Origin of the sequence: Streptomyces sp. NPDC016459 (assembly GCF_040632845.1) — a bacterium.
In the GTDB taxonomy this organism is placed as follows: Bacteria; Actinomycetota; Actinomycetes; order Streptomycetales; family Streptomycetaceae; genus Streptomyces.
Genome location: NZ_JBEYCR010000002.1, coordinates 871,012 through 893,859 on the forward strand (window position 1 = coordinate 871,012; position 22,848 = coordinate 893,859).

At 71.2% G+C, this 22,848-nt stretch carries 23 protein-coding genes and 1 pseudogene; 18 read left to right on the forward strand and 6 right to left on the reverse strand.

All coding sequences use genetic code 11. The features are described 5' to 3' along the window. Positions 1 to 137: 137 nt before the first annotated feature. The 7 genes from ABZ567_RS09635 to ABZ567_RS09665 all read left to right on the forward strand — a co-directional run bounded on the left by ABZ567_RS09635 (position 138) and on the right by ABZ567_RS09665 (position 6,439). Complete coding sequence (locus ABZ567_RS09635; protein ID WP_360786327.1) at positions 138 to 1,397, forward strand: Ig-like domain-containing protein; 1,260 nt, start codon at positions 138 to 140, stop codon at positions 1,395 to 1,397. An 81-nt stretch (positions 1,398 to 1,478) separates the two neighbouring features. Then, a complete protein-coding gene (locus tag ABZ567_RS09640; protein ID WP_360786329.1) occupies positions 1,479 to 2,246 on the forward strand; it encodes an enoyl-CoA hydratase-related protein in 768 nt (255 codons plus the stop codon). 71 nt (positions 2,247 to 2,317) lie between these two features. Continuing rightward, positions 2,318 to 2,821 carry an ATP-binding protein gene (locus tag ABZ567_RS09645; protein ID WP_360786331.1) on the forward strand — a complete coding sequence of 168 codons (504 nt, stop codon included), beginning with the start codon at positions 2,318 to 2,320 and terminating at the stop codon, positions 2,819 to 2,821. Positions 2,822 to 3,221: 400 nt separating this feature from the next. Next, positions 3,222 to 3,986 (forward strand): polysaccharide deacetylase family protein, encoded by a 765-nt coding sequence (locus tag ABZ567_RS09650; protein WP_360786333.1) that lies wholly within the window; start codon positions 3,222 to 3,224, stop codon positions 3,984 to 3,986. Then, entirely contained in the window at positions 3,986 to 5,161 is a 1,176-nt protein-coding gene (locus ABZ567_RS09655; RefSeq protein ID WP_360786335.1) for a hypothetical protein, read from the forward strand. The genes ABZ567_RS09650 and ABZ567_RS09655 overlap by 1 nt, the downstream gene beginning before the upstream one ends. A gap of 85 nt (positions 5,162 to 5,246) precedes the next feature. After that, positions 5,247 to 5,462 carry an EF-hand domain-containing protein gene (locus ABZ567_RS09660; protein WP_073808354.1) on the forward strand — a complete coding sequence of 72 codons (216 nt, stop codon included), beginning with the start codon at positions 5,247 to 5,249 and terminating at the stop codon, positions 5,460 to 5,462. Positions 5,463 to 5,530: 68 nt separating this feature from the next. Beyond that, on the forward strand, positions 5,531 to 6,439 hold the full coding sequence (locus ABZ567_RS09665; protein WP_360786337.1) for a CopD family protein: 909 nt from the start codon (positions 5,531 to 5,533) through the stop codon (positions 6,437 to 6,439). Between the two features lie 159 nt (positions 6,440 to 6,598). Here ABZ567_RS09665 and ABZ567_RS09670 read toward each other — a convergent pair whose 3' ends face one another. The 6 genes and pseudogenes from ABZ567_RS09670 to ABZ567_RS09695 all read right to left on the reverse strand — a co-directional run bounded on the left by ABZ567_RS09670 (position 6,599) and on the right by ABZ567_RS09695 (position 10,145). Next, on the reverse strand, positions 6,599 to 6,913 hold the full coding sequence (locus ABZ567_RS09670) for an SCO5918 family protein (protein WP_360786339.1): 315 nt from the start codon (positions 6,911 to 6,913) through the stop codon (positions 6,599 to 6,601). Positions 6,914 to 6,961: 48 nt separating this feature from the next. Beyond that, a complete protein-coding gene (locus ABZ567_RS09675) occupies positions 6,962 to 7,369 on the reverse strand; it encodes a CBS domain-containing protein (protein WP_360786341.1) in 408 nt (135 codons plus the stop codon). A gap of 81 nt (positions 7,370 to 7,450) precedes the next feature. Further along, positions 7,451 to 8,962 (reverse strand): DEAD/DEAH box helicase, encoded by a 1,512-nt coding sequence (locus ABZ567_RS09680; protein WP_360786343.1) that lies wholly within the window; start codon positions 8,960 to 8,962, stop codon positions 7,451 to 7,453. 191 nt (positions 8,963 to 9,153) lie between these two features. Next, positions 9,154 to 9,357: a cold-shock protein gene (locus ABZ567_RS09685; protein ID WP_360786344.1), complete on the reverse strand. Its 204-nt coding sequence runs from the start codon at positions 9,355 to 9,357 to the stop codon at positions 9,154 to 9,156. 255 nt (positions 9,358 to 9,612) lie between these two features. Beyond that, positions 9,613 to 9,735: pseudogene (locus tag ABZ567_RS09690) on the reverse strand (DNA-binding protein); the annotation flags it as partial. 32 nt (positions 9,736 to 9,767) lie between these two features. Continuing rightward, positions 9,768 to 10,145: a hypothetical protein gene (locus tag ABZ567_RS09695; RefSeq protein WP_360786547.1), complete on the reverse strand. Its 378-nt coding sequence runs from the start codon at positions 10,143 to 10,145 to the stop codon at positions 9,768 to 9,770. On the opposite strand from ABZ567_RS09695, the gene ABZ567_RS09700 reads away from it, so the two are divergent. The 11 genes from ABZ567_RS09700 to hypF all read left to right on the forward strand — a co-directional run bounded on the left by ABZ567_RS09700 (position 10,114) and on the right by hypF (position 22,818). Continuing rightward, positions 10,114 to 11,898 carry a hydrogenase maturation protein gene (locus tag ABZ567_RS09700; RefSeq protein WP_360786536.1) on the forward strand — a complete coding sequence of 595 codons (1,785 nt, stop codon included), beginning with the start codon at positions 10,114 to 10,116 and terminating at the stop codon, positions 11,896 to 11,898. The genes ABZ567_RS09695 and ABZ567_RS09700 overlap by 32 nt on opposite strands. A 77-nt stretch (positions 11,899 to 11,975) precedes the next feature. Then, positions 11,976 to 13,064 carry a hydrogenase expression protein HypE gene (locus ABZ567_RS09705; protein ID WP_360786346.1) on the forward strand — a complete coding sequence of 363 codons (1,089 nt, stop codon included), beginning with the start codon at positions 11,976 to 11,978 and terminating at the stop codon, positions 13,062 to 13,064. A 141-nt stretch (positions 13,065 to 13,205) separates the two neighbouring features. After that, on the forward strand, positions 13,206 to 14,990 hold the full coding sequence (locus ABZ567_RS09710) for a nickel-dependent hydrogenase large subunit (RefSeq protein ID WP_360786348.1): 1,785 nt from the start codon (positions 13,206 to 13,208) through the stop codon (positions 14,988 to 14,990). Next, positions 14,987 to 15,586 carry a hypothetical protein gene (locus ABZ567_RS09715; protein WP_360786350.1) on the forward strand — a complete coding sequence of 200 codons (600 nt, stop codon included), beginning with the start codon at positions 14,987 to 14,989 and terminating at the stop codon, positions 15,584 to 15,586. Before ABZ567_RS09710 ends, ABZ567_RS09715 begins: the two co-directional genes overlap by 4 nt. Positions 15,587 to 15,630: 44 nt before the next feature. Then, on the forward strand, positions 15,631 to 16,251 hold the full coding sequence (locus tag ABZ567_RS09720; protein ID WP_360786538.1) for a DUF5947 family protein: 621 nt from the start codon (positions 15,631 to 15,633) through the stop codon (positions 16,249 to 16,251). After that, on the forward strand, positions 16,248 to 16,955 hold the full coding sequence (locus ABZ567_RS09725) for a DUF6084 family protein (RefSeq protein WP_360786352.1): 708 nt from the start codon (positions 16,248 to 16,250) through the stop codon (positions 16,953 to 16,955). The genes ABZ567_RS09720 and ABZ567_RS09725 overlap by 4 nt, the downstream gene beginning before the upstream one ends. Then, entirely contained in the window at positions 16,952 to 18,400 is a 1,449-nt protein-coding gene (locus ABZ567_RS09730) for a hypothetical protein (protein WP_360786354.1), read from the forward strand. Before ABZ567_RS09725 ends, ABZ567_RS09730 begins: the two co-directional genes overlap by 4 nt. Next, positions 18,397 to 18,945 (forward strand): hydrogenase maturation protease, encoded by a 549-nt coding sequence (locus ABZ567_RS09735; RefSeq protein ID WP_360786355.1) that lies wholly within the window; start codon positions 18,397 to 18,399, stop codon positions 18,943 to 18,945. Before ABZ567_RS09730 ends, ABZ567_RS09735 begins: the two co-directional genes overlap by 4 nt. 253 nt (positions 18,946 to 19,198) lie before the next feature. Continuing rightward, a complete protein-coding gene (gene hypA, locus ABZ567_RS09740; RefSeq protein ID WP_360786357.1) occupies positions 19,199 to 19,594 on the forward strand; it encodes a hydrogenase maturation nickel metallochaperone HypA in 396 nt (131 codons plus the stop codon). Between the two features lie 3 nt (positions 19,595 to 19,597). Next, the gene (gene hypB, locus ABZ567_RS09745; protein WP_360786359.1) at positions 19,598 to 20,428 is read left to right on the forward strand and encodes a hydrogenase nickel incorporation protein HypB; all 831 of its coding nucleotides are present in this window, start codon (positions 19,598 to 19,600) and stop codon (positions 20,426 to 20,428) included. Positions 20,429 to 20,481: 53 nt separating this feature from the next. Then, positions 20,482 to 22,818, forward strand: coding sequence for a carbamoyltransferase HypF (hypF, locus tag ABZ567_RS09750; RefSeq protein ID WP_360786540.1), 2,337 nt, complete (start codon positions 20,482 to 20,484; stop codon positions 22,816 to 22,818). Positions 22,819 to 22,848: the final 30 nt, after the last annotated feature.

A 22,848-nucleotide genomic window follows, 5' to 3' on the forward strand; every position in this document is an offset into this window, starting at 1 on the left:
CGATCGGGACTGAACGGTGACATTCACGAGGATCTTTCGTGTCCTGCGGTGTGATTATCTAGCGCCGTGTGCGCGAGTGAATGCGCACGGGGGTGGGGCCGTGGCGGTGCCAGGCCGTGCGAGGGGAGACGACCACAGTGAACGCGCAGCCGATATCGGGGACATCGGTAGGGACGAAGCGGCGGGGCCGAGGACGCGGGGGCGTCCGGCTGCAGGCCCTGGCGGCGGGGGCGATGCTCCTGGTGCTCACCGCCTGCGGCGGCGGTGAGACGGCCGGCGGTACGGGGGGACAGGGGCCGGCGGCCCAGGGGGGCGGCACACAGGGGAACGCGGCCTCCCAGGCGGTCGTGACGATCCTGCCGAAGGACGGCGCCGAGTCGGTCGCCACCAGCGGGGCCCTCAAGGTCACCGCGGCGCAGGGCAAGCTGACCACGGTCACGGTCGCCGACTCCAAGGGCACCGCGGTCGAGGGCAAGGTCTCGGCGGACGGCAGCAGCTGGACGCCCACCGCCCACCTGGCGGGAGGGACCCAGTACAAGGTCCACGCGATCGCGAAGGACGCCGAGGGCCGTGAGTCGGCGAAGGACACCACCTTCACCACCCTGGTCCCGAAGAACACCTTCATCGGCCACTACACGCCGGAGCACGGTTCGACCGTCGGCGTCGGCATGCCGGTGTCCATCAACTTCACCCGGGGCATCACCGACCCCGAGGCCGTCGAGAAGGCCATCAAGGTGACGGCCGTGCCGGCCGTGCGGATCGAGGGCCACTGGTTCGGCAACGACCGCCTCGACTTCCGCCCGGAGAACTACTGGGCCGCGGGCACCAAAGTCACCGTCGAGCTCAACCTGGACGGCGTCGAGGGCCGCCCGGGTGTCTACGGCAAGCAGAAGAAGACGGTGTCCTTCACCATCGGCCGCCGTCAGGTCTCCACCGTCGACGCCGGCGCCAAGACGATGAAGATCGAGCGCGACGGCAAGATCATCAAGACGATCCCGATCACCGCGGGCGCCCCGTCGACGACCACGTACAACGGCCAGATGGTCATCAGCGAGAAGTACAAGGTGACCCGCATGAACGGGGCCACGGTCGGCTTCGGCGGCGAGTACGACATCAAGGACGTGCCGCACGCGATGCGCCTGTCCACCTCGGGCACCTTCGTGCACGGCAACTACTGGGCCTCGGCGGACACCTTCGGCTCCGCCAACGTCAGCCACGGCTGCGTCGGTCTCCAGGACGCCCGGGGCGCGGGCGACAGCTCCATGCCGGCGGCCTGGTTCTACGACCGCTCGATCATCGGTGACGTGGTCGTCGTGAAGAACTCGAAGGACAAGCAGATCAAGCCGGACAACGGCCTCAACGGCTGGAACATGGACTGGTCGGAGTGGATCGCGTAGCCATACGCGACCGACGGGGGCCCGGTGCTGTGAGCAACAGCACCGGGCCCCCCGGCGTTAACGGACACTAACCTTCCTTCCATGACTGTGAACCTCGAAGTCGCCGAAGGCGTCGGCACGATCCGTCTCGACCGCCCCCCGATGAACGCCCTGGACGTCGCCACCCAGGACCGGCTGCGCGAGCTGGCCCAGGAGGCCACCGACCGCGACGACGTGCGGGCCGTGGTCCTCTACGGCGGCGAGAAGGTGTTCGCGGCCGGCGCGGACATCAAGGAGATGCAGGTCATGGACCACGTGGCCATGGTCAAGCGCTCCCGCGCGCTCCAGGACTCCTTCACCGCCGTGGCCCGCATCCCCAAGCCCGTCGTCGCCGCGATCACCGGGTACGCCCTCGGCGGCGGCTGCGAACTGGCGCTCTGCGCCGACTACCGGATCGCCGCCGACAACGCGAAGCTGGGCCAGCCGGAGATCCTCCTCGGCCTGATCCCCGGCGCGGGCGGCACCCAGCGCCTGTCCCGCCTGGTCGGCCCCTCGAAGGCGAAGGACCTCATCTTCACCGGCCGGATGGTGAAGGCCGACGAGGCCCTGACACTGGGTCTGGTCGACCGGGTCGTCCCGGCCGCCGAGGTGTACGAGCAGGCGCACGCCTGGGCGGCGAAGCTGGCGCAGGGCCCGGCGGTCGCGCTGCGGGCCGCGAAGGAGGCGATCGACCAGGGTCTCGAGGCCGACATCGACACCGGTCTCGCCATCGAGCGCACCTGGTTCGCCGGTCTGTTCGCGACCGAGGACCGCGAGACGGGCATGCGCAGCTTCGTGGAGGAGGGCCCGGGGAAGGCGAAGTTCGCCTGACGGGTTGTTCCGGGGGTCGATTCCGTCGGAACGGCCCCCGCGGACGCCTCCGTGCGGCCATGATGGGGGGCATGGCGGGCCTGGAGGGTAGGGAGCAGCCGTGGCAGCGCGCGAGCGCCGCGGCAGCGCGGTGGTCACCGGTCGCGGACGAGGAACAGGCCGTCGACGTCATGGAGTTGTACGGTAATCCGGCGGACGACGACGTCCGGCTGCCGTCCCGTCCCGAGTCCGCGTGGGTGGCCCGCAGGCTCACCGAGCACGTCGTACTGCGGCAGTGGGGGCTCGGGCCGCTGATCGCCGAGCACGCCGTGCTGCTCGTCTCGGAACTCGTCGGGAACGCGGTCCGGCACACCGGCGCCCGGGTCTTCGCGCTGCGGTTACAGCGGCGGCGCGGCTGGATCCGCGTCGAGGTGAGGGATCCCTCGCGCGGGCTGCCCTGTCTGATGCCGGTGCACGAGCTCGACACGAGCGGCCGGGGGCTCTTCCTCGTGGACAAGCTGTCGGACCGCTGGGGCGTGGACCTGGCGCCGCGCGGCAAGACGACCTGGTTCGAGATGCGGGTCTCCGACCGCTGAACGCCCGGTCCTCTCCGGCGCTCCCGGACGCACGGAAGCCCCCGTGCGCCGTGGTGGGGTGCGTGGGGGCTTCCGTGTGATGCGCCGTGGACGGGGGGGGGTGTATCCACGGCCGCTCGGACGACCTGGCCCGGGTCAATGGGGGTCGTGGCTCCGACTATGGCAGACGGGTGGCCTTGCCGCCAAAAGTTCCTACTGGGGCAATGCAGGGCAAACCGTGACAGTTGCATGATGAATCGTTGGTGACATGCAGCACCCGCCTTGTAAACAGTGAATGGCTATGCGGTTCATCGATTGTTTCCCGTGATCGTCCGCATGCTGGACTCCCCCGAGGGGCTCGCAAACGTCCTGAATTGGCCCAATCGGCACCAATCGGCCTTTACCGCCCTTAAATGGTCGCGTGAAGTCGACCGACCGCCGCGACGCCCTCCGAGCGGGTGCGGCCGCCGCCCTCGCGGGAGCCCTCGCCACCGCCTGCGGCACGGAGCCACGCCCCGCCGCCCCCACCCCACGGCGCCCCGCCCCCGCACCCCAGGCGGCCCCCGCCCCACGGCGCCTCCCCGGACAGCCCGCCGAGATCGCCCACGGCCCCCGCGACCGGCCCCGCGTCGCCCTCACCTTCCACGGACAGGGCGACCCCGCCCTCGCCCGGACCCTCCTCACCCAGGCCGAGAAGGCCGGCGCCCGCGTCACCGTCCTCGCCGTCGGCAGCTGGCTCGACGCCCACCCCGACATGGCCCGGCGCGTCCTCGACGGCGGACACGAACTCGGCAACCACACCCAGCACCACACCGACGTCAACGCCCTGACCGAAGCCGACGCCCACGCCGAGATCCAGGCCTGCGCCACCCGGCTGCGCCGCCTCACCGGCTCCATCGGCACCTGGTTCCGGCCCTCCCGCACCCGGCACGCCGCCCCCGCCGTCCTGCGCGCCGCCCACCGCGCCGGCTACCCGCACGTCCTCTCGTACGACGTCGACTCCCTCGACTTCACCACGCCCGACGCCGCCGCCGTCGTCCGCAACGTCACGGGCACGGCCCGCGCGGGCTCCGTCGTCAGCCTGCACTTCGGCTACCCGGTCACCGCCGCCGCCCTGCCCCTCCTCCTCGCCGACCTCGACCGCCGCGGGCTGCGCGCGGTCACCACCACGGAGCTGCTGACCTGATGGCACACCGCACGAAGCGCACCAGGACCCTCGTCGCCGCCGCCCTCCTCACCGCCCTCGCCGGCTGCGGCGGCGGCGACCCGGGGGACGGAGCCGCCCCGGTGAAGAAGGCCGCTCCCGTCAAGAAGGCCCCCGTGGTGCCCGCCGGACTCCCCGGCATGCCGCCGCTGCTCGACCCGAACGACGTCTACGCCGCCGACCGGCCGAACCGGCTCTCCCCGGTCGTCAAGGACTTCCCCTCCCGCATCTACGTCCCCAACACCAACTCCAACACCGTCTCCGTCATCGACCCCGCCACCTACCAGGTCGTCGAGACCATCCCCGTCGGCGTCCAGCCCCAGCACGTCGTTCCCTCCTGGGACATGAAGACCCTCTGGGTCAACAACAACCGGGGCCACACGCTCACCCCCATCGACCCCGCCACCGGCGCCGCCGGCAAACCCGTCGAGGTCCACGACCCGTACAACCTGTACTTCACGCCCAACGGCAGGTACGCCGTCGTGATGGCCTCCCTCGACCGCGAACTCGTCTTCCGCGACCCCCACACCATGGAGCGGAAGAAGACCGTCCCGGTCAGCTGCTACGGCGTCAACCACGCCGACTTCTCCGCCGACGGCAGGTACTTCGTCGTCTCCTGCGAGTTCTCCGGCGAGCTGCTCAAGGTCGACACCGAGAAGATGGAGGTGATCGGCCAGCAGAAGCTGCCCCTCGACGGCGCCATGCCGCAGGACGTGAAGATCTCCCCGGACGGGAAGACGTTCTACGTCGCCGACATGATGGCGCACGGCATGTGGGTCCTCGACGGCGAGAAGTTCACCACCCCCACCCTGCTGCCCACCGGCAAGGGCTGCCACGGCCTCTACATCAGCCGGGACTCGCGCGAGATGTACGTCCCCAACCGCGGCGAGGGCTCCGTCTCCGTCTTCGACTTCGCCAAGAACAAGCTCACCAAGAAGTGGTGGCTGCCGGACGGCGGCTCCCCCGACATGGGAGGCGTCTCCGCCGACGGCAAGGTGTTGTGGCTCTCCGGCCGCTACGACTCCGAGGTCTACGCGATCGACACCACCACCGGCAGACAGCTCGCCCGCATCCCGGTCGGCAGCGGCCCCCACGGCCTCGCCGTCTACCCCCAGCCGGGCCGCTACTCCCTCGGCCACACGGGCATCTTCCGGTAGCCCGTCCCGAGACCCCGCGCGGCCGGACCGGCCGGGCCAGCTAATCTGACCCCCGTCAGATAAGCACCGAGAAGGGGCGGAAGCAGTGGCGGACATCGAGTCGGCACGTACGGCATTCAACCGGTACGACGTGGACGGGGACGGCTTCATCACCGCCGCGGAGTACAAGAGCGTCATGGCGCAGCTGGGCGACTTCAACGTCACCGAGACGGTCGCCGAGGTGCTCATCAAGCAGCGCGACGCCAACGGCGACGGCCGGCTGTCCTGGGACGAGTTCTGGGCCCACCTCAGCAAGGCCTGATCCGCCGGGTCGGACGGGCGGAGCGACCCTGAGTTGCCGCCCGTCCGGGGCTCGGTGACGATCGTCCGGTGACGCTTCCCGGACCCTTCGGTACCCCGAGCCGTCTGACAGCGGCGGTCCTCGCCGTCGTGGCCGTCCTGGTCGTCGCCCTGCTGGGCGCCGGTCTCGCGCAGACGGGCACGGGCGAGCTCCGCATACCCGCCGACGGCATCACCACGCTGCTACGGCTCCTCGTCCTCACCGGTCTGGCCGTACACGCCGGTGAACTCGCCGGAAACCGGCTCGCCCGCGCCGGGCCTCGGCCCCGCGCCTGGTCCGCACCCGCCGCCCTCCTCGCCGCGGCCGCCTCGGCCGGGCTCCTGCTCCTCTTCGCCGCCGTCAGCGGACTCGGCCCGACCGTCGCGTACGGGCTCCGCGAAGGCCGCCTCCTGCTCGTCACGGCCGACGCCTTCGTCCTGGCCGCCCTCTGCGCCGCCTCCCGGCGCCCCGCGCTCGCCGCACTGCCGCTCGCCCTCGCCGTCGGAGCCGAGGCGATGCGCGCCCACCCGGAGACGTACCAGCCCCTCGTGGGGGCCTCCCTCACCGTCGTCCACCTCACTGCCGCCTCCCTGTGGGCCGGCACGCTCCTGTACGTGCTGCGCACCATGCGGCTGCGGGGCGGAGGGCGCGATGTCCTCGTCAGGTACGCCCGGATGGCCGCCTGGGTGTACGCCGCCCTCGTGGTCACCGGCACCGTCTCGACCCTGCGCGGACTGCCGCTCGACGCCGTCCTGAGCACGGCCTACGGCCGGATCCTCCTGGTGAAGCTGGTGCTGTTCGGCGGCGCCAGTCTGCTCGCGCTCGCCGCCCGCGGGCGGATGCTGTCCGGCGGGAACGCCCAGGCACCCGCGCGCGTGGAGGTGTCCGTCCTCGCGGCGATCGTCGTCGTCTCGGCGCTGCTCACCGTCGTGCCGGATCCTCACGGCATCGTCCCCTGAGCGTCGACCGGACAAGGCCGGCCGGTCCCGCGGCGGACCGCCGCGCGTGTGACCCGAACCGGGCCCGCCCGCCCCTGGGCACGCCTCCGGGGGGCCGCCGCTCGGGCGAGCCCCCCGGAACCGTCCTGCGGACCCGTCGTACGGGCCCGCCCTGCAAGATCAGACCGTCGGCGCCACGCCGAGCATCGCGGAGGCGTGCTGGAGCGGGTTCAGGGCGGCGCGGGCGGGCGCGGCGGCCTGCGGGAGGTTGCGGCAGGTGAAGCCGAGCTTGGTCATGGCCCGCAGGACCTCACCGGAGCTGAAGTCGCGGCGGTCCTGACGGGTGAGGACCTGGCCCACCTGCATGAGGGGGTACGTACGGCGGCCGATGATCACGGACTCGCCGACGACCGTCTCGGGCTTGACGCCCTGCATGGACTGCAGGACACCGCTCTTGGTGAGGTCGAACGGGAAGCGGGCGATGACACAGCGCATGATGCCTCACAGGAGAGAAGGGAGAGGGTTCTGCCGCCGTGAGGCGGTTCAGCGCGCGAGGACGAGGACGCCCAGTGCGCTGCCCTGCTCGTCGAGGACGGGCAGGGCGGGGAGCCGGCGGTAGCGCATGAGGTGCTGGGCCTCGGCCATCGCGGTCGCGGGTGAGGCGAACGGCCCGCGGTCGCCGAGGATGTCGCGCAGCCGGACCCGGTCGGTGTAGGCGGAGCCGTCACGGACGGCGGTCAGCCGGGCCGACGTGACGAGGCCCGTGAACAGGCCGTCGTCGTCGCAGACGAGGAGGTGCCCGGTGCGGGCACCGGCCATGACGGACAGGGCCACCTCGACGGTCATGCTGTCGCCGACCCGCGGCCCGGCCGTGTCCATGGCGTCGGCCACGGTCCTCTGCGTGGGGGCGGCGATGAGTGCCGAGGGGGGCTGCGTCGTGACCGGCGTCAAATGATGCCTCCTGCGGAGATGGGTCGGCTTCCTCTGGTCACGGCGCGGTTGGGGCCGCCGTGACCCTGCTCACGGGGTGGTTCAGGCCGCCCTGTCGACGGCGGAGTGCCGCGCGTTCGCGCGCCGCGCGGTCGAGGCGGGACCGCGCCGGCCGCGGGAGGACGCGCCGCGCGGGCCACGCCGCTCCGCGGGCGGCGCGGTGATCGTCACGGGAATGCCGGAGGGGGTGCGGGCACCGGTGATCCGGTTGAGCTCCTCCTCGCCGGAACGGACCTGCGTGGTCTGGGGCACGATGCCCGCGGCCGTCATGAGGCGGGTCATGTCACGGCGCTGCTGGGGGGTCACCAGGGTCACGACGCTGCCGGACTCGCCGGCCCGCGCGGTACGGCCGCCGCGGTGGAGGTAGTCCTTGTGGTCGGTCGGCGGGTCGACGTTGACGACGAGGTCGAGGTTGTCGACGTGGATGCCACGCGCCGCGACGTTCGTCGCCACCAGCACGGTGACGTGACCGGTCTTGAACCGGGCCAGGGTGCGGGTGCGCTGCGGCTGCGACTTCCCGCCGTGCAGGGCCGCGGCCCGGACACCGCAGCCGAGGAGGTCCTCGGTGAGGCGGTCCACGGCGTGCTTGGTGTCCAGGAACATGATCACCCGGCCGTCGCGCGCCGCGATCTCCGTCGTCAGCCGGTGCTTGTCGGCGCCGTGCACGTGCAGGACGTGGTGCTCCATCGTGGTGACCGCGCCCTGGGAGGGGTCCACGGAGTGCACGACGGGGTCGCTGAGGTAGCGGCGCACCAGGAGGTCGACGTTGCGGTCCAGCGTCGCCGAGAACAGCATGCGCTGGCCCTCGGGGCGGACCTGGTCGAGCAGCGCGGTGACCTGCGGCATGAAGCCCATGTCGGCCATCTGGTCGGCTTCGTCCAGGACGGTGATCTCGACCTGGTCGAGCCGGCAGTCGCCGCGGTCGATGAGGTCCTTGAGACGGCCGGGCGTGGCGACGACGACTTCGGCGCCGCCGCGCAGCGCCCCCGCCTGCCTGCCGATCGGCATCCCGCCGACGACGGTGGCCAGGCGGAGCTTGACGGCGCGGGCGTACGGGGTGAGGGCGTCGGTGACCTGCTGGGCGAGTTCCCGGGTGGGGACCAGCACGAGGGCCAGCGGCTGACGCGGCTCGGCGAGCTTCCCGGCGGTGCGGGCGAGCAGGGCCAGGCCGAAGGCGAGGGTCTTGCCGGAGCCGGTCCGGCCGCGGCCCAGCACGTCACGGCCCGCCAGGGAGTTCGGCAGCGTCGCGCCCTGGATCGGGAACGGCACGGCGACACCCTGCGCGGTGAGCGCGGCCAGCAGGGTCTTCGGCATGTCGAGGTCGGCGAACGACTCGACGGCGGGCAGCGCCGGGGTGATGGTCTTCGGCAGGGCGAACTCGCCCTGGACCGCGGCGGGGCGCCGGCCGTAGCCGCCGGAGCGGCTCGGCGCGGACGAGCCGGAGCGACCGCCCCGGGCGGAACCGGCGGCGGAACCGGCGGCGGAGCCGTATGTGCGACCGCCGGTGCGGCGGGGGGTGCGGGAAGAACGACTGCTGGTACGTACGGGGTTCACTCAGAACCTTCCTCGACACGGCACGTATCGAGGTATTCCCGCAGCAGAAGTACAGCGCGGGGAATCACAGGAACGAACCGAATGAATGCGAAAAGAAACTCGCCTCGTCAATTCTTTGAGAGGCGGGAAATGCCTGCAGCTGGGGCCCGCACCCCGAGGGATGCGGGCCCCAGCTACACAATGCGTCAGTATCAGGCGGGGACGATGTTCTCGGCCGTCGGACCCTTCTGGCCCTGCGCGATCTCGAAGACGACCTTCTGGCCTTCGAGTAGTTCCATCACGCCCTGATCGGCGAAGTTCGAGAAGTGGGCGAACACGTCGGTGCCGCCGCCGTCCTCCTCGATGAAACCGAAACCCCTGGCTGCGTTGAACCACTTCACCGTGCCGGATGCCATGTCATATCTCCTCGGGAGAACTCGATGATGGCCCGACAGGAAGAATCGCCGGAGATACAGGAACGCTTCGACAGTAGCACGCCGCAGCAGTCCGTGTACGAGAGATAACCCGGCGCAGTTCTTTACGGTAAAAACCCTTCCCGCGCCGTACGGCAAATTCTCACCTCGCGGCCCTAGATACCGTCGTCGGGGCGGTAGACCGGTGGGCGCCGTCCCGATCCCGCCCGGACCCTCGGGGAGGGCGCGGCCTCACGGTCAGACCTTGATGATGCGGACGCTGGGGCCGCAGAGCATCAGGAGGTCTTCGGGGTCCGGTGTCAGGACGGTCACTCGGGTCGGCGAGGTGAGCGCGGTGGCGGCCACGACGGCGTCGAGTGACAGCGCCGACGCGCCGGTCAGGGCCTACGACGTCAGCACTCGATGATGTTCACCGCGAGACCGCCGCGCGCGGTCTCCGTGTACTTGACCTTCATATCCGGGGTCGCGGTGGGCGTGGAGTGGGATTGTTCCGGACAGGTTGTGGGAGATCGCCACTGATGGGTCAGGCGGCTGACGCCCGGCGGAGTGACGGATCCCCCTTCGAACCTGTAGCCGCCGCGGAGAATCACGCGAGGACTGCGATTGGCGGCCACGGTGCCCACTTCCGGGTGACCCCCCGGTCCGGCTTCGCCGGCACCGCGTCGTGCGTGCTTGAGCATCACCCGCAGGTCCGGTCTCGTCCTGGCCGTGAAGTCGACGGTCACCGGGAGCCTGCCGATGCACATCTTGCTCGTCGCGAGCGCGTTCAACAGCCTGACGCAACGGGCTCACGCGGAACTGCGTGACCACGGGCACAGCGTGACCGTGGAGCTGGCCCTCGAGGGCGTACCCCTGTGGGACGCCGTCTCCCGTCACCGGCCCGATCTCGTCGTGGCACCCATGTTGAAGAGTGCCCTCCCGCCAAAGGTATGGGAGGCGTACACGTGCCTCATCGTTCACCCGGGCCCCGTCGGTGACCGTGGACCGTCCTCCCTCGATTGGGCGATCCACGAGAAAGCGAGCCGGTGGGGAGTGACCGTCCTGCAGGCCAACGCCGAAATGGACGCAGGCGACGTCTGGGCGTCGGTCGCCTGCCCGGTGCCGCCCGTGGGCAAGAGTGACCTGTACCGCAACGAGGTCTCCGATGCCGCGCTGGCCGCGATCCTCTTGGCCGTCGAGCGCTTCGCCTCGGGTACGTTCTCTCCTCGGCCTCAGCCTCAGCCCCAGGCCGGCGGAGGTGAAGAGGGCGTCGCGTGCAGTCGGGCCTACTTCGATCAGGGGCTGCGCCGCATCCGCTGGGAGTCGGACTCGACCGAGACCGTGGTCCGCAAACTGCGCGCGGCCGACTCGTTCCCCGGCGTGCTGGACGAACTGCTGGGCCGGGAGTGGTATCTGCACGGCGGTCACCCGGAGGACGACCTTCGCGGCCGCCCGGGGGAGCTGCTGGCCACCAGGTCAGGGGCAGTCTGCCGGGCGACCGCCGATGGCGCCGTGTGGATCCCGGAGCTGCGGCCGCGGCGCGTACCCGGCGGACCGGCCACGTTCAAGCTCCCCGCGGTTCTGGCCCTCGGCGACAGCCTGCCCAGGCTGCGCGAACACCCCGCACCGCCGGATGCCCGGTCCTCCCTCCGAACCTGGGCCGACATCCGCTACAGGGAGGACGGCCCCGTCGGCTTCCTCTCCTTCTCCTTCCCGAGCGGCGCCATGAGCACCCCGCACTGCCGCCGTCTGCTGCGCGCCTACAGGACGGCCACCTCTCGCCCCACGTCCGTGTTGGTGCTCGGGGGTGGCCGGGACTTCTTCTCCAACGGGATCCACCTGAACGTGATCGAGGCGGCCGAGGACCCCGGCGCGGAGTCCTGGGCCAATATCAACGCCATGGATGACCTGGTGGAGGCCGTTCTGACGACCACCGACCGACTGGTGGTGTCCGCCGTGGGCGGCAATGCGGCCGCGGGCGGGGTGATGCTGGCCCTGGCCGCGGACGAGGTGTGGTGCAGGACGGGCGCGGTGCTGAACCCGCACTACCGCCTGATGGGCCTGTACGGCTCCGAGTACTGGACTTACACGCTTCCCCGACGGGTGGGCCCCGCGGTGGCCGACAGGCTCATGCGGGAGGCCCTCCCGGTGAGCGCCGCAGCCGGACTGGGGCTCGGCCTGGTGGACCGTACGGTCGAATGCGGGCCACAGGACTTCGCCGCCGAGACCGGTCGCCTGGCCGCGCGGCTCGCGTCCTCATCCGCGACGCAGGCGCGGATCGCGGCCAAGAAGGCCGAACGGGAGCGGCACGAGGCGGCCAAGCCGCTGGCCTCCTACCGGGAGGAGGAACTGGCCCACATGCTCCGTACCTTCTCGGACCCGGAGGCCCCGTACCACGCGCTGCGCAAGGCCTTCGTGCGCAAACACCCCGCGGCCCGGACACCGCCACACATCGGCGTGGCCCTCCCCGGGAGGAAGGCGGCGCCCCGGGCGTCCTCACGCCGAGGCGGCGCCGAGTTCGCCCCCGGCGCTGTCGCGGGGTGACCGGCTGCCTGCTATCAAGAAATGCGAAGGGAATATGAACCGCTTCGTCGTATTCCTCCCCTAGGAGGCTTGGCCCCATGGATGCAGCAACGCCGACCCCGGCCCCGCCCGAGACCGTCCCCGGCACACCCGAGGGGGACGAGTCCCCGATCCACATCCTCTGGATCAACGCGGGGCTGAGTTGCGATGGCGACTCGGTGGCCCTGACGGCCGCGATGCAGCCGAGCATCGAGGAGATCGTGCTCGGCGTGCTGCCCGGTCTGCCGAAGATCGCGGTCCACTGGCCTCTGATCGACTTCGAGTGCGGACCGGTGGGTGGGGCGGACACGTTCATCGAGTGGTTCTTCAAAGGCGAGCGTGGTGAGATCGACCCGTTCGTGCTGGTCATCGAGGGATCCATTCCCAATGAGTCGATCAAACGGGAGGGGTACTGGTGCGGGTTCGGGGACAACCCGGAGACCGGCCAGCCGATCACGACCAGCGAGTGGATCGACCGCCTGGCGCCCAAGGCGTTGGCGGTCGTCGCCATCGGAACGTGTGCCACGTACGGCGGCATCCACGCGATGGCCGGCAACCCGACCGGTGCCATGGGAGTACCCGACTACCTGGGCTGGGACTGGAAGTCGAAGGCCGGCATCCCGATCGTGTGCGTACCGGGCTGCCCGATCCAGCCTGACAACTTCTCCGAGACCCTCACTTACCTGCTCTACCAGGCCGCGGGATCCGCCCCGATGATTCCGCTGGACGACAAGCTGCGTCCGACGTGGCTGTTCGGGGCCACGGTGCACGAAGGGTGCGACCGGGCCGGCTACTACGAGCAGGGCCAGTTCGCCACCACGTATGACTCGCCCAAGTGCCTCGTCAAGCTCGGCTGTTGGGGGCCCGTCGTCAAGTGCAACGTGCCCAAGCGCGGGTGGATGAACGGCATCGGCGGCTGCCCGAACGTCGGCGGTATCTGCATCGCCTGCACCATGCCGGGTTTCCCCGACAAGTTCATGCCGTTCATGGACGAGCCGCCCGGCGGCAAGGTTTCCAGCGCGGCCAGCGGTGCGTACGGAGCCGTCGTCCGCAAACTCCGCTCCATCACGGCCAAGACCGTGGACAAGGAGCCGAAGTGGCGTCACACGGGAGACGAGCTGACGACCGGCTACCGGCCGCCCTGGTGACCGACCTCCGGATGCGCGAAGCGCACAGCACCACCCCGGCCGCCACCTCGGTCGCGGTCCCGGTCGGCCCCCGGCTGATCATCCCGTCCTGATCCGACCCCCATCCGTAACGAAGTCTTGAAGAAGGGCGCTGCGCAGAAGATGGCACCGACGACGAAGGCCGGCGACGACGGCAGTGGCCTGGTGGAGATGGCCTGGGATCCGATCACCCGGATCGTGGGCAGTCTCGGCATCCACACGAAGATCGACTTCAAGCAGAAGCGGGTGGCGGAGTGCTACAGCACCTCGTCGGTCTTCCGCGGCTACAGCGTCTTCATGAGGGGCAAGGACCCTCGTGACGCGCACTTCATCACCAGTCGCATCTGCGGCATCTGCGGCGACAACCACGCCACCTGCTCGGTGTACGCGCAGAACATGGCCTACGGCGTCAAGCCGCCGCACCTCGCCGAGTGGATCATCAACCTCGGCGAGTCCGCCGAGTACATGTTCGACCACAACATCTTCCAGGAGAATCTGGTCGGGGTCGACTACTGCGAGAAGATGGTCCGCGAGACCAACCCCGGGGTCCTGGAGCTGGCCGAGCGCACCGAGGCCCCGCACGCCGGCGACCACGGCTACAAGACCATCGCCGACATCATGCGCTCCCTCAACCCCATCGAGGGCGAGTTCTACCGCGAAGCGCTGCAAGTCAGCCGGTACACGCGGGAGATGTTCTGCCTGATGGAGGGCCGCCACGTGCACCCCTCCACCCTCTACCCGGGCGGCGTGGGCACCATCGCGTCCGTCCAGCTCTTCACTGACTACCTCAGCCGCCTCATGCGTTACGTCGAGTTCATGAAGCGCGTCGTGCCGCTCCACGACGACCTCTTCGACTTCTTCTACGAAGCCCTTCCCGGGTACGAGGAGGTCGGCCGCCGGCGCGTGATGCTCGGCTGCTGGGGCGCCCTCAACGACCCCGAGTACTGCGACTTCACGTACGCCAACATGACCGACTGGGGACGGAAGATGTTCGTCACCCCGGGCATCGTCGTGGACGGCAAGCTGGTCACCAACGACCTCACCGAGATCAACCTCGGCATCCGCATCCTCCTGGGCAGCTCCTACTACGAGGACTGGGCCGGCAAGGAGCAGTTCGTCACGCACGACCCGCTCGGGAACCCCGTCGACCCGCGCCACCCGTGGAACCAGCACACGATCCCGGCCCCCCAGAAGCGGGACTTCAACGGCAACTACAGCTGGGTGATGTCGCCACGCTGGTTCGACGGCAAGGACTACCTCGCGCTCGACACCGGAGGCGGCCCCATCGCCCGCCTGTGGTCGACCGCCCTGTCCGGCCTCGTCGACGTCGGCTACGTCAAGGCCACCGGCCACAGCGTCGTCATCACCCTTCCCCGCACCATGACCAAGCCCGAGACCCGCTTCGAGTGGAAGATCCCGAAGTGGAGCAACGCGCTGGAACGCAACCGCGCCCGTACCTACTTCCAGGCCTACGCCGCGGCCATCGCGCTGCACTGCGCGGAGCAGGGTCTGGCGGAGGTGCGCGCCGGACGAACCCAGACCTGGGAGAAGTTCGAGGTACCGGACGAGGGCCTGGGTGTCGGCTTCACCGAGGCGGTACGCGGTGTCCTCTCCCACCACATGGTGATCCGCGACGGCAAGATCGCCAACTACCACCCCTACCCGCCGACCCCGTGGAACGCCAGCACCCGCGACACCTACGGAACCCCCGGGCCCTACGAGGACGCCGTGCAGAACACGCCCATCTTCGAGGAGAACCCGCCGGAGAACTTCAAGGGCATCGACATCATGCGCGCCGTCCGCAGCTTCGACCCCTGCCTGCCCTGCGGCGTCCACATGTACGTGGGCGGCGGCAAGACCGTGCAGAAGATGCACATGCCGACCGGCCTGAGCGGCCTGGCCGGATGAGCGCGACAGAGGCTCCGCGGTCTCAGAGCGCGGAGGAGGCCGGGCGGCGCGTCGAAGAGATCCTCGACCGGTTGACCGCCGCCGGGGACACCGCGGCGGCTGCGGCGGCCGAGGAACTGGTCCGGGTCCTGATGGACTTCTACGGCGCGGGCCTCGCCCGGATCGTGACGCTGCTGCAAGCCCCCGCGGCGCGCACGGCGCCGAGCGGCCCGCTGAGCGGGCTGCTCGGCGACGAACTGGTCTCCAGTCTGCTGGTCCTGCACGACGTCCACCCCGAGAACACCTCGGCACGGATCTCCCGCGCCCTGGAGAGCGTCCGGGAGCACGGAGTGGAGCTCGCCGGATTCGACGAAGCCACCGGCACCCTGCGGCTGCGCTCGACCGCCCCGTCCGGTGGCGGCTCAGGCTGTGGCTGCTCCAGCACGGGTCCGTCGGCCCGGCAGGCCGTGGAGGATGCCCTGGCCTGCTTCGCCCCGGAGGTGAGCCACGTGCAACTGGAAGAGACCCCGTCCTCCCGCGAGCCGGCCCTGCTCCAGATCGGCACGCGTCCGCCCACCGGCGCAGCGGGCCGGCCGGCTCCGGCGACGGCGCCGTGAGCGCGCCACAGGTCCGGCCACAGCACTCGGCACCCGGCGCGCGGATGCGGGGTCTGCGCCGGTTCGCGGGACCGCGTGCGCCGCAGCAGGAACGGTGCGATCTGTGCGGGGTGACGGTCGCCGACGACAACCACCGCCACCTGGTGGACACCGAGAAGCGCTCCCTGGCCTGCGCCTGCACCTCGTGCTCCCTGCTCTTCGCACAGCACGGCGCCGGCGGCGGCCGCTTCCGCACGGTCCCGGACCGCTACCTGGCCGACCCAGGGCACGCCTTCGACGCCGCCGCCTGGGACCTCCTGCAGATCCCGGTCGGTGTCGCCTTCTTCTTCCGCAACGCCGCACTGGACCGGCTGGTCGCGCTCTACCCCAGCCCGGCCGGTGCCACGGAGAGCGAACTCGACCCGGCGACCTGGCAGACCGTACTCGGCACAAGCCGGCTGGCCGCCATGCTCGAACCCGATGTGGAGGCGCTGCTGCTGCGCCGCGACGAGGGCCGCACCGAGTGCTACCTGGTGCCGATCGACATCTGCTACGAACTGGTGGGCCGAATGCGCCTGCTGTGGCAGGGGTTCGACGGCGGAGCGGAGGCACGGGCCGCTCTGCGGGCGTTCTTCGCGCATGTCGGGCAGCGGGCCCGGCCGGTCACCGAGGGAAGCAGGCCATGACCGAGCTCTCCTTCGCTTGCACGGGCGTGCGCGCCGACCCGTACGCCGCCGGCCCCACCCTGGTCTTCCGGCTGCGCGTCACCGCGTCGGACGAGACCCGGGTGCACGCCCTCGCGCTCCGCTGCCAGATCCGCATCGAACCGGCCCGCCGCGGTTACGACGAGCAGGAGGCGGGCAAGCTGGCCGACCTCTTCGGCGAGCGCTCGCGCTGGGGCACGACACTCCAGCCGGTGCAGTTCGCGCAGGTCTCCCTCATGGTTCCCAGCTTCACCGGGGAGATGGAAATCGACCTCGTCGTGCCCTGCACCTACGACATGGACGTCGCCGCGACCCGCTACGCCGAGGCCCTCTCGGGCGGCGAGGTGCCGCTGCTCATGCTCTTCTCGGGAACGGCCTTCACCGGCGCCGGCGGATTCCGCGTCGAGCCGGTGCCCTGGGACCGGGAAGCGACCTACCGGATGCCCGTGGAGGTATGGCGGGAGATGCTCGAACAGCACTTTCCCGGCTGCGGCTGGATCCGTCTGCCCCGCGACACCATGGACGCCCTTCTCGCGTTCCGTTCGCGCCGGGCGCTGCCCTCGTGGGAGGCCGCCCTTGGGGCACTCCTGGAGGAGGCCGCCCCCACGGTTCCCCGGACACCGGACCGTAGACTGCCCCGTTCCGGTGCCGTACCGCCGCGCGTCACCGACAGGACGGCGACATGACCACGACGGCCGTTTTCAGCCCGGAGTTGGAGTCCCGTTTCGCGACCGCGCGGCAGGTGGCCGACGCGGTCCTCTTCGAGGGCTACGTGCTCTATCCCTACCGGGCCTCGGCGGCCAAGAACCGGCTGCGCTGGCAGTTCGGGGTGCTCGTACCGCCCGCCTTCGGCGCCGACCGTGAGGAACACGCCTTCCAGCGCACCGAGTGCCTGATGGAACCCAGAGCGGGCGCCACGCTGGCGGCCGAGGTGCGGTTCCTGCGCGCCCAGCGGCGCACCGTCCAAGAGGCCCGGCCGGACGGCACGTTCGAAACGGTGCCGGAACTGCACCTCCACGACCGCGTCCTGGTCCCCTGGGACGAAGGCATCGAAGAACGCGTCGAGATCGTCGCGACCGTGGCCGAGCTGACCGGGGAGGGGATCGTCGTCCCCTTCACCCGGCCCGCTGGTGAAGAGACCGAACCGGTTCACGACGCGGAAGGCACGCTGGTGGGCCGGCTGGTCCGCCGGTACGACGAGGCCGTCGGCGTCGTACGGCTGTCCGCGAGCGAACTCGACGGCCCGTACCGGGTGATGCGGCTGACGGCCGTGGTGGAGAACACCACGACGTGGGCCCCGGCCGACGGGGGCGGCGACCGAGACGCCGCGCTGCCCCACTCGCTCGTCTCCACGCACCTCATGCTCTGCCTCGACACCGGCTCGTTCGTCTCGATGACGGACCCGCCGGAGTGGGCCAAAGGCGCGGTGGCGTCCTGCCGGAACCGGAACACCTGGCCGGTGCTGGCCGGCGAACCCGGTCGCGCCGACCTGGTGCTGTCCTCCCCGATCATCCTGGAGGACCACCCCGCCATCGCCCCGGAGAGCCCGGGGGCCCTCTACGACGCTACCGAGATCGACGAGATCCTCGCCCTGCGCACCGCGGCCCTGACCGATCAGGAGAAGCGCGAGGCCCGCGGGACCGACGCGAAGGCCGCCGCCGTGATCGACCTGGCCGACTCCATGCCGCCCGAGGTCCTGGAGCGACTCCACGGAGCGGTACGGGCCCTGCGCGAGGTCACCGAACCAGGCCCGTCCGGCCTCTCCGGTGCGGGCTCGCCCATCCCGCCCGACCCGTTCGACGCACCCGGTGTCTCCCGTCCCGACACGCCCTGGTGGGATCCCGCGGGCGACGCCGGTCTCGACCCGGCCACCGACCAGGTCCTGGTCGACGGCCGCCCGGTCGCCGCGGGCAGCCGCGTGCTGCTGCGCCCCGGCCTGCGCCGCACCGACGCACAGGACCTGTTCCTGCACGGGCGCAGCGCCCTGGTCGAGGCCGTACTCCACGACGTGGACGGGGGAGTGCACCTCGCCGTGACCGTCGAAGGCGATCCCGGCGCGGACATCCGCCGCGAACAGGGACGGTTCCTGTACTTCCAGCCCGACGAGGTAGCCCTCCCGGAGGACGCGTGAACCCCGCCCCGCCCGGCAGCGGCCGGACCCTGGTCGCCGGAGTCGGCAACATCTTCCTCGGTGATGACGGCTTCGGCGTGGAGACGGTGCGCGCGCTGGCCGGGCACCGGCTCCCCGAACACGTCGAGGTCGTGGACATCGGAGTACGGGGCGTACACCTCGCGTACCAACTGCTCGACGGATACGACACGCTCATCCTCGTGGACGCAACGGCACGCGACGGCGACCCGGGGACCGTGTACCTCATCGAAGCCGGAACGTCGTGCGGCATTGAGCCCGAGGGGGCCGTGCTCGACGGGCACCACATGTCGCCCGACGCGGTCCTGGCCCTGCTGGACACCCTGTGTGCCGGAACCGGTGCGACGCCTCCGCGGCGCACGCTGGTGGTGGGATGCGAACCCGTGTCCGTCGAGGAGGGCATCGGCCTCAGCCCCGAGGTGGCCGCCGCCGTACCCGAGGCCGTTCGATGCGTCCTGGACCTCGTACGCCAGAACACTCACGAAGCGCCCGCACACAACGTCGCTGCCCCACCGGCCGGGAAATGAGGAGCACACCATGAAGAAGTCCATGATCGGCAGCGCCGTCGCCGCCACCGTCCTCCTGGCCCTGGTCAGGCAGGTCCTGCCCGACATCAGGCGCTACCTGCACATCCGCAGGATGTGACGCGGCCGCTGCACCGAACGGGGGCACGCGGGGCGCGGCATCGGCGAGCCACGGAGCCCGCCCCCGCAGGCCGCCGTGTAATGGTGCCCAGCGGACCGGTCACACCCTTACCGGCCTCCGCCAGGACGGAGACCGATGCACGAGATGTCCATCGCGATGGCCGTCGTCGCCCAAGTGCAGGAGGCGGCCGCAAAATCCGGCGGCGTCACCGCCGTCACCTCCGTGCGGCTCCAGGTAGGTGAGCTGGCCGGGGTCGTCCCCGACGCACTGGCCTTCTGCTTCGAGCTCGCCTGCGCGGGGACCGTCCTGGAGGGCGCCGAACTGATCGCCGAACCGGTGCCCGGCCGCGCCCGCTGCGCGACCTGCGTGGACGAATGGGCGGTCGGCACGCCTCCGCAACTGTGCTGCCCGGCGTGCGGTCAGGCGACCGCCGAACTTCTCTCCGGCCGCGAGCTGCAGATCACCAGTGTGCGGTGGGAAGACGGTCCGGCCCGTGACCGCACCCGAGAACCCGTCTCCGAGGAGCGCTGAACCATGTGCCGAGTCGTCGACCTGCAACAGGCGGTCCTCGCCAAGAACGAGGGTACCGCCCACGCGCTGCGCACCGAGCTGGCAGCCCGGGGCACCACCGTGATCAACCTGCTGTCCAGCCCCGGGAGCGGGAAGACGGCCCTGCTGGAGCGCGAACTCCTCCTCGCACGTGAGCGGGGAGTGCCGGTCGCCGCGCTGACCGCCGATCTCGCCACGGAGAACGACGCCAGGCGCCTGGCCCGCTCCGGCGTGCCGGTCAAGCAGGTCCTCACCGACGGACTGTGCCACCTCGAGGCGGACATGCTGGGCCGGCATCTCGAGGGATGGCTGCCGGAAACCACCCGGCTGGTGTTCGTGGAGAACGTCGGAAACCTGGTCTGCCCCGCCTCCTACGACCTCGGTGAGGCCTTGCGGGTCGTACTCGCCTCGGTCACCGAAGGCGAGGACAAGCCGCTGAAGTACCCCACCGCCTTCGGCCTCGCCCATCTCGTGGTGGTCACCAAGACCGACATCGCCGATGCCGTCGGGTTTGACGAGCCGGCGTTCCGCGCCCACGTCGAGCAGGTCAACCCCGGAGTGGAGGTGGTCCTGACCTCCGCCCGCCGGGGCGAAGGGGTCGGCGTGGTGCTCGAACGGGCGATGGCGGTGGCGGACGGAGCGCCGGCACACGATCCGGTCATGGGCCGCCGGCATGGCGGTCACCACCACCACGCGGACGGCGCCCCGCAGATGAACGGCTCCCACACCCATCCCCACCCCCACGACTGTGCGGATGGTCGCGGGCAGTCCGCGTACGCGGCATCCGCCGGCCCCGCTGCCCAGCCCCGCGCGTGAGCGCTCCGCACCCGGGAACTGTCGGCGTCCCCGCATCGCAGCGCCGCCGGGTCATGGTCCGGGGGGTCGTCCAAGGCGTGGGCTTCCGGCCGTTCCTGTACGGCCTGGCCACGGCCATGGAGCTGTCCGGCCACGTGAGCAACACGGAGGAAGGCGTGGTGGCGGAGGTCGAGGGGACGCCGTCCGCCGTGGCACTGTTCTGCGACCGGATCGCCGCGGAAGCACCCCCGCTGGCCGTGGTGGAGTCCGTCGACCACCAGGACGTTCCCGCCTCCGGCGGTGCGGGGTTCACCATCATCGCCTCCCGGTCCGAGGGACCCGCGCGCACGCTGGTCTCGCCGGACGTGGCCACCTGTGCCGCATGCCTCGCCGAGCTGGCCGATCCGTCCGACCGGCGCCACCGCCACCCGTTCATCACGTGCACCCACTGCGGCCCGCGCTTCACCATCGTCACCGGCCTGCCGTACGACCGGGCCCACACCACCATGGCCGGCTTCCCGATGTGTCCCGACTGCGCCCGTGAGTACGCCGATCCGGCCGACCGCCGGTTCCACGCACAGCCGGTCGCCTGCCCCGGATGCGGGCCCCGCCTGCGTCTGCTGCGCACCGCCGAGGGCGGCCCGCCCATTGAGGGGCCCGCCGCGGCCCCCGTCGCGGAGGCCCGCAGACTCCTGGCCGACGGCGCCATCCTCGCGGTCAAGGGCCTCGGCGGCTACCACCTAGCATGCGACGCCTCCCAGAACGAATCCGTAACCCTGCTGCGCCGCCGCAAGGCCCGCGGCGACAAGCCCTTCGCCCTCATGGCCCGCGACAGCGCCGACGTCGAGCACCTCGTTCACATCGGCCCCGAGGAGCACGCCCTGCTGAGCGGAGGGGTGCGGCCCATCGTCCTCCTGCGCCGCCGGGCGACGCCGCTACCGAGGCTCGGGGGCCCAGGTGTGTCGGACGCGGTAGCGCCCGGCAGTCCGGACCTGGGTGTCATGCTCCCGTACACACCCCTGCACCACCTGCTGCTCGGCCTGCCCGCAGACCCCACCGGGCCGCGCCTGCTCGTCATGACCAGCGGGAACACGGCCGGCGAACCCATCGTCACCGACGACGCGGAGGCAGTGGAGCGGCTGGCCCACCTGGCCGACGCCTGGCTCACGCACGACCGCCCGATCCAGGTGCCGTGCGACGACTCCCTGGTGCGGGTGTTGGACGGTGAACGGATGATCCTGCGCCGGTCACGCGGCTACGCCCCCCTGCCGATCACCCTGCCGGTGGCCGTCAGGCCGACCCTCGCGGTCGGGGGAGACCTGAAGAACGCGTTCGGCCTGGCCGACGGGCGCCGGGCCTGGCTGTCCGCCCACATCGGCGACATGGACGACCTCGCCACGCAGTACGCCTTCGAGCGCGCCGAGCGGCAGCTGGAGTCGATCACGGGGGTGGAGCCCCTGGCGCTGGCCGCCGACCGACACCCCGGCTACCGCTCCGGCCAGTGGGCCGAGCGGCACGCGGCCGGCCGGCCGCTCGTGCGCGTGCAGCACCATCACGCCCACGTCGCGGCGGCGATGGCCGAGCACGGACTGGACGGCACCCACCAGGTGATCGGCGTCGCCTTCGACGGCACCGGATACGGCGACGACGGGGCAGTGTGGGGCGGGGAGTTCCTGCTCGCCGACTACGACGGCTTCACCCGGTTCGCCCACCTCGCCTATGTCCCGCTGCCCGGCGGCGACGCCGCCGTGCACCTGCCCTACCGCATGGCACTGGCCCACCTGCGCGCGGCCGGCATCGCCTGGACGGACGACCTGCCCTGCGTAGCGGTCTGCCCGCCCGACGAACGGCGGGTGCTGGAAACCCAGATGAAGCGGAACCTGAACTGCGCACCAACCTCCAGCATGGGCCGGCTCTTCGACGCCGTGTCCTCGCTCGCGGGGGTGTGCCACCGGGCCGGATACGAGGCGCAGGCCGCCGTCGAACTGGAGGCCGCGGCGCTCACCGCCGAGAGCGCCGGCACCGCGGACGGTCGTACCGGCTACGCGTTCGACCTCCGACCCCCTCAGCGAGCCGTCGGGGCCTCGTGGACCGCCGACCCCGCGCCCGTCCTGGAGGCGATCGCGGACGACGTACGCGCCGGTGTCCCACCGGCACTCGTCGCGGCACGCTTCCACCGCGCGGTCGCCGCCCTCGTCCACCGCACCTGCGTCGTGGCACGCGAGCGGCACGGGCTGGACACCGTCGCCCTGACCGGCGGTGTGTTCGCCAACGTTCTGCTCTCCTCGGCCTGCGCCGAGGCATTGCGGAAGGACGGTTTCACGGTGCTGCGCCACCACCAGGTGCCCCCGAACGATGGGGGACTGGCGCTCGGCCAACTGGTGATCGCCGGACACGGAACCGCCGACTGACGCCCCCCGCAAGGCGGGGCACGGACCACC